This is a genomic window from Gordonia sp. C13 (genome assembly GCF_023218005.1).
In the GTDB taxonomy this organism is placed as follows: Bacteria; Actinomycetota; Actinomycetes; order Mycobacteriales; family Mycobacteriaceae; genus Gordonia; species Gordonia namibiensis.
Map to the genome: position 1 here is coordinate 102914 of NZ_JALPSY010000015.1, position 8240 is coordinate 111153.

Genomic DNA, 8240 nt, shown 5'->3' on the forward strand with positions numbered 1-8240 from the left:
TTCAAACTATCGACACCGTGTCCCGACCACCGTAAGTGTCCACCCCAGACGCGATCCGTTCGATGCGCGGCAACGCGATGGCCAGCACCGGCAGATACGCGGCCGCCCAGACCGGGGCGCCGAAGCTCAGAACGCAGCCGCCCGCCACCGGGATCACCTCATGTCGCGTCGCGTTCACCCCTGCCACCTTCCAGGCCCATGACCGTCCATCTACGAACTCGGTGATCTCGCACGGCAGGTGCACCTCCGCGACAGTCGAGATGGTTCCGCTTGTCCCGGAGGTCAACTCGACGTTTCAGTTCACTCGCGCCCCGGAGACGGTTGGCCCCCATTTCGAGCTCCCGGCACACTGCCGCGACATCCGCGCCGTCGGCGAGCATCCTGTCCGCCTGACCGAGCTTGCGGACGACCTGCTCCGGGGTGTGACGCTTCCTGCTGTTCGACATGATCTGACCAGTCTCCCTACCCGCAGCTACGGGCGACAGGACGACTCTCAGGACCACCGGACCTACAAACGGGGTCCGCCCAGTGTCGCTGACCACAAGCGTGGAGTAACCTGCTCGCTACGCGTCCGGCGGATGCGTGTTTGTGCAGCCAGAAAGGGTGTGTGAATGAAGGTCGCAGCGGTCCAACTTGAGGCAGTAGTCGCCAATATCTCCGAAAACCTCGCCCGATGTGAGCGGCTGGTGATCGACGCTGTCGCGGCCGGCGCCGAATGGGTGATGCTGCCCGAATTCTTCTCCACGGGTATGGCTTTCGACGACGCGCTCGCTTCTGCCGCGTTGCCACCCGATGGCGTGGCGGTCGAGATGATGATGACTCTGGCCAAACGGAACCACATCACGATTGGAGGATCGTTCCTATGCCGTGACGCTGACGGACACACGCGGAACGCGTATTTTCTTGTGTCCCCGTCTGGTGAAATTCTTGGGCGTCACGATAAAGACCTACCCACGATGTGGGAGAACTGCTACTACATCGGCGGTGACGATGAGGGCGTCATCGACCTCGGCGATGGCCGAGCCGCAGGAGCTGCCGTGTGCTGGGAGTTCATGCGTTCACAGACAGCGAGGAGACTACGCGGTCGAGTCGATGTGGTAGTTGGCGGGTCGGCGTGGTGGAGTATTCCGTCGTGGCACCCGAAAAAGATCTTTGAGCAGCTTGAGAATTCGAATTCAGCCACTGCCACGGGAATCGCGCCCGCGATGGCTCGATTGGTCGGCGCTCCTGTGATCCACGCAGCACACACCGGAACGTTGCATTGCCGCATGCCATGGCTTCCTCTGCGCTACAGGGGACACCTTGAGGGGGGAGCAATGATCTGCACTGCAGATGGTCGCATCCAGGCGCGACGTGACGCGTGGGAAGGTCCCGGTTTCGCGCTCGCCGATGTCGACCTGCAGAGAGCGGCCCCTACTGGCGCTGTGTCGGAAAAGTTCTGGTTGCACCCGCGAGGCGCTATCCCCGCTGCCATGTGGTCAATGCAACGCGTGCACGGAAAGCGTTACTACAAGCAGAAGTCCTATGCACCGAGCAAAGAGCGCACAACAACCTAAAGCGCAGGACGATGTGCCCCCGGTCGTTAACCACACCGAGCCTACCTCTCCGCGAAAACCGGGGCACTTCAGATTGATTCGTGACTTGGGCCCAGATCGGGAACGTTCGGATCGCGTGGCGTGTGGTCGGGCCTGTCATAACCCATTGGTCGACGTCCTGTTGGACACAAGTCTCGATCGTGCGGCCATGCTCGGCATCAAGCCACGCGAGAAACCGAAGTGTCTCAGTGATTTCCTGCTTCGAAGAGTGCACAGGTCCTCGCGTCGGCTTGCCGGCGAGAGCAAGTTCGTTGATCCGGCGCAGGTGATGCCAGGTTGCGAACTGTCGGACTGGACGCTTGATCTCGTCGTTCTCCACTGCGGCGAGCTTCTCATCGAGCCACCGTGTGAAGTAGGCGATGTACTTATCGCGGGGTGGTAGAGCTTTGTGGTGTACGAGGATCGACCGTAGGTGTTCCACGTGTCTGCCAGTCGGCTCGTATGCGTCGAGGCCCTCATGGGTAGGGGCTGTAGCCCCAGACGCCACCGCCGATAGAAGTGGTTGCACCTTCGCCGATCGCTTCCATGTCAGCACGCTTTCGGGCCTGTCGGCAGAACAGAGTGCGTCGATCAGTGCGGCGACTTCGGAGGGTGTGTCGTCGCGAATCAGATCGTGTTCGAGATCTGCGCGGAGGGTACAGCGGGCACAGACGCCGCGGCGGTATGGACGGGCTTCCTGGCCGCACGATCGGCAGTGGTAGTCCTGTCGGATGCGGGCGCAGTCGCGGCATACTGGCTGATCACCGATGGCCAGTCGTCCTGGCAGCATGCGCTCCATGCCGCAGCTTGGGCATGACCCGAACAGGCTCGTGGCCTTGTAGAAGCACGAGTTGCACACCTTGCCATCCGGCCACGTAACTGCAGCTTTTCGCATGTGTCGCTGGCAGCGGACGCATTCCAGTTGGCCGTCGGTTGCTTTGGGTCGGTCTCGGACAGTGTTCCGGCGGCGGGGTTCAATCGTCGTCACTGATGATCCTCGCTCGGCGTGGGCGTACTGCCTTGTTGAGCTCGACGACGTTCTCGCGGCCAGCGCTGGCGGCCTTCTTTCGGGCGTTGGCTGCGGTGACAGTCACGAGGTCCTCAGGGCCGCAGTCGAAGATGTCACACAGAGCTGCAATGAGCTTGAGGGAGACACGTTCGGGGCGCTGGTGCACGAGGCGGTAGACCTGCGGTCGCGAGAGCGTGATGCCACGTTCGTTGAGTCGGGGGATGAGGTCGGTGCTGTTGTGCATCTGGTGGTTGGCCATGAGTTCTGCGAGCCGCCAGGTGTAGTCGACGTCGCGCTTCATGATGCGCCACCTTTCTCGGTGGGGGAGAGTGCGGCATTGAGTGTCGCGTCGAGTGCGTTGCGCAAGGTTCTCGTCCGGTAATCGCTGCTCACGCAGCTGTAGATCGCGGTGGTGGATGCGTGCTCATGACCCATTTGGTGCTGGACGAACATCGCATCCCAGCCGTCCTCGAGCAGGTGGGTTGCGTACGACCGTCGAAAGGAGTGGAGGTCGAGCCCTGGCGACAGGTCCAGATCGTCACAGTATCGGCGGAAACGTCGAATCAGCGTGGTCTCTGAAACCAGGTTGCCGCGCTCGCTGCCCCAGGTCAACGAAGTGTGAATCGGCCGGTTGCCTCTCTACAGGCAGGGGCTCTCGTGGCGTTTGCAGAACCACCATGCTCCGAATGTCGCTGCCTAGCAGCAGGATTGGGGCTGGTTGTAGTGAGGTTGGGGGAGCAGGTGAGTTGATGCATCTGATGAAATATGCAGTGCTTTGCTGGTAACTCTGCATATTCGACTGCTGCATAATCCATCCATCCCGGGTCAGCTCAGCAAGAGACGGGGCGTCGCGGTTGCGAGCGAACCCGTGTTGAGCGCAAGGCTCGGATCGGATGCATTGTCGGTGGCGTCTCCTAGCATCGTCATCATGATGAACCCTGGAAATGATGGTCGCGCGGCACCACCAGTCGGCACGATTGCCCTTGTGCGCGATGAGTGACGAGACGTTGCTCTGGCGGCACAACTTCAATCAGCTGATCTTCTTTGTTGAGGTGGCGCGGGATAACGTTGAGGCCGCCCCTAACTCAAGAGGCGTTGCGGAGAAATCAACCAAGGAGGGCTTGCGGACTTCGGTCTTTCACCATCTGCTTGAAGAGCGCGAGAGGAAGTCGATCTATAGTGCGCAGCTCAGTGCGATTGTTGACGGCGTTCTGGCCGCTGTCGTCGAGCTCCTTGACAGGCCGCTAACGACCACCCAACAGTTGGTGGAAAGCCTCAGCGACGTTGCCACTCTCGCCGGCAAAGCAATCGAAAGTGTGGATGCAATGCCCGACGAAGAAGACGCAGACCAGGTTGTCGATGAGTTCGAGACCCGATTTCTAGTCACCCTGGCGACGACCCTGTCAGCTCATAACACACTCGCCATGACGATCGATGCACGGAAGGATACCGACGGCGAATACTTCGACATCGGGACGTATTCGTTTCGATCAGAATCGGGGCCAGGCCGCGTCCACATCGCGGATCTGAAATATGCGATGGACAGTGGAGCAAGCTCATATAGCCTGAAGCGGGGGTTAATCTCTTACGAGCGGTTCCCGCCAATCCAACTCTTGACCTACGGGCAATGGTTTGCGTACATCCACGCAATCTGGGACGAATGGTACCGGCCACGGCTAGCGGCCGCGTACTCGCGGCAGCTCGGGACGGAGTTCTTGAAGAACGACATCAAGAGTAAGTTCATGGGGGAACTCAACAAAGTTCGAAACGACGTTGTTCACAACAAATCTCGGGTGAAAGAGAGCGCTCGAAACACCGTCCTCGAATGGAGCACGAGTGATGGGGTAGTGGGCATGACAACCGAGAGGATGGTTAGCCTGCTCACACTGTTTCCACGCGACGAACTGATGACTGCACCCGTACGCGGAGACGTCCCGAAGACACAGAACATCCCATGGACTGCCGATATCCAGCTGATCGACTCGGTCAAGCAACAGATATCCAATCTGGGGATCACGAAGAGTCAGCAGAAAGACATCGGTGACGAGATGCTTCGGCTCTGGCTCGAAGCCAACAAGACGCCAGGTACCGAAACGTCGGACCGCCCGACGACTTGAGAAGTCAGCTGGTTCATCTGATGCAATATGCAGAGCTTTTACTGGTAACCCTGCATATTCAATCGCTGCATAATCTCTGCGTGGTCGCCAACGAGCACGTCGGCTACCAGACTGTTGATTTGCATCCGATCCATCCCCGAACTACGAGTCCTGCTTGACAGCAGCAAAGTTCGTGCCAACTCGCGCTGCCGTGTCCCCCCAACAGACGAACCCTGTCACTCAAGTCGTCGCCGCGACAGGGTCCATGCACGTCAGTGCCCTGAGATCACTCGCTCCGTCAATGGCCACCACGAACGTCTTTTAAGACTCCCCTCAGGTACGTAAGATCCTGCAAATGGGTTCAAGCAAGGCCAAGAACGACGACAGCACCATCTTCTGGGTAGGAGCCATTCTGCTCGGGCTAGCGTTCTTGGCGATAGCTTGGCCGTACTTCCTCGGCACGTGGCTCGCCGTGAACGTACTGGGAGCGGACAACCCATCACCAGCGCGAACTGCGACAGGCTGGGTCCTGGAGGGTATTTGGCTCGCTGGGCTTGTAACCGTCGCGTTGTGGTCCTGGTGGAAGGAGGAGACAAAGAAGGCCGAAGCACGTCGCCGTGAGGTCGAGAAAGCTGAACGAGCTGCCGCTAAGCGACAACAGAAGGTGGACTTCGGTCCCGAAGGGTTCGCGCTCTACGAGGACGCCGAAACGTGGGTCGCTACCATCATCGGAACCGAGGCCGCCCGAACCGGTTGGCTCGGGGACCCTGCCGATTTCGACTTCCACGCCGACCTTGAGTCAATCGCGGACAACCTACGTCGGGCACACGAGATTCGCAGCGTGACGACAGATGCCGCCTCCCTCAGGAACTTCAGTGAATCCGACAAGCAGATGTTGCAAGACGCGCAGCGTGAAGTAGCGCGGTTAGAGAGGTCGGTGCAGGAGCGAGTAGCGCTGATCGGCAAGTGCGCTGAGGAGGCCGTCGACATTGACCGCGCTCTGCGTGAGGAGCGCGAGAACGTGGAGATGGCGAAGCAGCGCGAAGAACTAAGGGGCCGCCTCGGCCCGATGCTGTACGGCGCGCATAAGACACAGTCGGAAACCACGTCCGACGCCGCCGATGTAGTGACAGCGCGCGCGACCGCGTTCCACGAACTCAAAGCCATCATCGATAGACACCGCATCGAGGACCTCGGCGAGCAGTAGGCCGCTGTTCGTTGACCGCCTTAGGCGAGCGGGTGTGCGTACAGGAGTAGGAGAATGCCGGCAACACGGTTGGGGAGTGAGTCACTGTCACCCTGTAAGAGCTCCCGGATCCACACCAGGCTTTCCTCTTTCGTGAGCAGGCGCACGGATCTCGCTTGCCGGACCCCGAACGTGACGAGCGATTGATTCGTGACTTGACGGCCGAGATCAGGAACGTTCGGGTTGTGTGGCGTGTGGTCGAGCCTGTCATAACCCATTGGTCGACATCCTTTGGACGCAAGTCTCGATCGTGCGCCATGCTCGGCATCAAGCCAGGCGACAAACCGAAGTGGTTACTGATAATGCTGCATATTCGATCGCTGCATATTGCGCGGCAGGAGAGTGCCCTCCTTGAGCGGCCGGGCCACCGGCACTCGGGAGATCTCAAAGACTGGCTATCGAGGGACGCGAGGTCAGAAAGAAGTTGGTGAGGGACGGCGCGATGCATTCTGATGCAATATTACCGGGTTTACTGGTAACTCTGCATATTCGATCGCTGCATACTCGCAGTGGGAGATATCGATATCCACGGGTTAGCACTTGTCACCGAGGTCCTGGGTCTCCCGCTGGAGACGTCCGGCCGGCACGGGGCGCTCCGGCGTAGATGATGCCAAGTGGCGAACTGTCGTATGGGCGTACTGCCTTGTTGAGCTCGACGACGTTCTCGCGGCCAGCGCTGGCGGCCTTCTTTCGGGCGTTGGCTGCGGTGACAGTCACGAGGTCCTCAGGGCCGCAGTCGAAGATGTCACACAGAGCTGCAATGAGCTTGAGGGAGACACGTTCGGGGCGCTGGTGCACGAGGCGGTAGACCTGCGGTCGCGAGAGCGTGATGCCACGTTCGTTGAGTCGGGGGATGAGGTCGGTGCTGTTGTGCATCTGGTGGTTGGCCATGAGTTCTGCGAGCCGCCAGGTGTAGTCGACGTCGCGCTTCATGATGCGCCACCTTTCTCGGTGGGGGAGAGTGCGGCATTGAGTGTTGCATCGAGTGCGTTACGCAAGGTCCTCGTCCGGTAATCGCTGCTCACGCAGCTGTAGATTGCGGTGGTGGATGCGTGTTCATGACCCATTTGGTGCTGGACGAACATCGCATCCCAGCCATCCTCGAGCAGGTGGGTTGCGTATGACCGTCGAAACGAGTGGAGGTCGAGCCCTGGCGACAGGTCCAGATCGTCGCAGTATCTGCGGAAACGTCGAATCAGTGTGGTTTCTGAGACCAAGTTGCCGCGTTCACTGGGGAAGAGGTCAATGCCGTCGTCCATGTGGGCATGGCCGTTGGCGAGCCAGTCGGCGATGACCTCGGGGGTCCAGTCGAAGACAGTAAGTACGCCACGACGCTTTGGCGGCGACCCTTTCTTGGCCTTGCCGTATCGGACGTTGACCACCCCGAACTTGCCGAACTCCTTGGCATGAGGGTTTCGCGCGAAGTCGACGGTTTGCAGGTGCGCGAGCTCGTTGAAGCGAAGGCCGTAGGAGTAGGCGAGCTTGAACATCACGGAACCGCGGTAGGCCGGCAGCCACCCCTTGCGTCCGGATGCGGCGATCGCCGAGACCTGATCGTCGGCATGGTCGAAGAAGTCTTGAATTTCGCGCTTGGTGAATGCCCGCTTATCTGGCCTGGACTCGTTCTCCTGGACGTGCTGGGCAGTGTTCCAGTCGAAGAAGACCTGCGATGGATGGGTGCCGAATAGCACCTCGCAGACGCGGTCCCAGCCGTAGTCGGGATTGCTGATGTATGAGCAGAACTGCCGCAAGCCCACCTGATAGGCGCGGATGGAGGACTGGGAGAGACTGTGAATCGATCTGAGATCGCCGAAGAACTCGTCGACCATTGCAACTGTCCAGGACCACGGGTGCTCATTCGAGTGCTCGATGAACCGTTCGACCTGCTTGATGCGGGCATCGATGGTCTCGAACCGAAGGTTGCGGCTGAGCTGCTGGTTGCGCCATCCCTGCAGCATCTCTGCGATGGTCTGTTCCTCGGGGTGCAGCGGCCGGACAGCATTGACGAGATAGGCGCGTCCAACATCGTCAACCGCCATCGGCACCTCCAGGCCGTGTCTCATCTGATGCATCAATGATTCATCTGATGCATCATCAAGTCAAGACCCCAGGTCAACGAGGTGTGGATCGGTCGGTCGCCACGCCGCGGGCGCAGGCCCTCGTGGCGTTTGTAGAAGTCTCGATGCTCCGAATGTCACTGTGCGGCAGTCGGGTTGGTCCTGGCCGTGGCGAGGTTGGAGGAGCGGGCGGGTTGATGCATCTGATGCAATATGCAGTGGTTAACTTGACATAATGTATCTTATCGGCACTTAACG

6 protein-coding genes and 2 pseudogenes are annotated in these 8240 nt (G+C 59.8%); 3 read left to right on the forward strand and 5 right to left on the reverse strand.

Going from position 1 to position 8240, the window contains the following annotated elements; all coding sequences use genetic code 11:
- Position 1 precedes the first annotated feature (1 nt).
- Positions 2–361, reverse strand: a pseudogene (locus tag M1L58_RS23635) (SRPBCC family protein).
- A gap of 250 nt (positions 362–611) precedes the next feature.
- Between M1L58_RS23635 and M1L58_RS13745 the strand changes: the two are divergent.
- Complete coding sequence (locus M1L58_RS13745; protein WP_248659302.1) at positions 612–1556, forward strand: carbon-nitrogen hydrolase family protein; 945 nt, start codon at positions 612–614, stop codon at positions 1554–1556.
- A gap of 992 nt (positions 1557–2548) precedes the next feature.
- Here the strand turns inward: M1L58_RS13745 and M1L58_RS13750 are convergent.
- Both M1L58_RS13750 and M1L58_RS13755 read right to left on the reverse strand, forming a co-directional pair.
- On the reverse strand, positions 2549–2884 hold the full coding sequence (locus M1L58_RS13750; protein WP_020793155.1) for a helix-turn-helix domain-containing protein: 336 nt from the start codon (positions 2882–2884) through the stop codon (positions 2549–2551).
- Positions 2881–3183 (reverse strand): annotated as a pseudogene (locus tag M1L58_RS13755) (tyrosine-type recombinase/integrase); the annotation flags it as partial. The pseudogene M1L58_RS13755 and the gene M1L58_RS13750, both read right to left, overlap by 4 nt.
- Positions 3184–3575: 392 nt before the next feature.
- Here M1L58_RS13755 and M1L58_RS13760 point away from each other — a divergent pair.
- Both M1L58_RS13760 and M1L58_RS13765 read left to right on the forward strand, forming a co-directional pair.
- Complete coding sequence (locus M1L58_RS13760) at positions 3576–4700, forward strand: hypothetical protein (RefSeq protein WP_248659303.1); 1125 nt, start codon at positions 3576–3578, stop codon at positions 4698–4700.
- Between the two features lie 334 nt (positions 4701–5034).
- The gene (locus M1L58_RS13765; RefSeq protein WP_248659304.1) at positions 5035–5886 is read left to right on the forward strand and encodes a hypothetical protein; all 852 of its coding nucleotides are present in this window, start codon (positions 5035–5037) and stop codon (positions 5884–5886) included.
- A gap of 582 nt (positions 5887–6468) precedes the next feature.
- Here M1L58_RS13765 and M1L58_RS13770 read toward each other — a convergent pair.
- Together M1L58_RS13770 and M1L58_RS13775 are read right to left on the reverse strand one after the other, a co-directional pair.
- A complete protein-coding gene (locus tag M1L58_RS13770) occupies positions 6469–6858 on the reverse strand; it encodes a helix-turn-helix domain-containing protein (protein ID WP_248659305.1) in 390 nt (129 codons plus the stop codon).
- The gene (locus tag M1L58_RS13775; protein WP_248659306.1) at positions 6855–7964 is read right to left on the reverse strand and encodes a tyrosine-type recombinase/integrase; all 1110 of its coding nucleotides are present in this window, start codon (positions 7962–7964) and stop codon (positions 6855–6857) included. The genes M1L58_RS13770 and M1L58_RS13775 overlap by 4 nt, the downstream gene beginning before the upstream one ends.
- Positions 7965–8240: the final 276 nt, after the last annotated feature.